Below are 254 nucleotides of genomic sequence, written 5' to 3'. Positions count from 1 at the left end.
CCGGCGGGTGCACGACGTAACCGGGGTCGTGCGGCACGGGTACGGCGTCGGGATTGGCCAGGATCGAGGAGTCGATCTTGTCGGGCCAATGCCCCTCGTACCCCTGGTGCATCAGCGCCCAGGCGTCCTTGGCGTAATACGTCTCGTCGAATATCACCGAGTCAGGGCTGCCGAGCCGCCAGAAGCGCATCAGCCCCGCGACGAGCGTGACGAGCAGCGGGCCGCCCCACGCCGACCACCGCACCAGCCGGTCG

General features: G+C 69.3%; 1 pseudogene. It reads right to left on the bottom strand.

The features are described from left to right. Nucleotides 1-254, bottom strand: a pseudogene (locus J0695_RS38655) (phospholipid carrier-dependent glycosyltransferase); the annotation flags it as partial.

This window comes from Streptomyces beijiangensis, assembly GCF_017315755.1.
GTDB lineage: Bacteria > Actinomycetota > Actinomycetes > Streptomycetales > Streptomycetaceae > Streptomyces > Streptomyces beijiangensis.
Note: the sequence above shows the minus strand (reverse complement) of the source record. Positions and strands in the feature narration are given on the sequence as shown.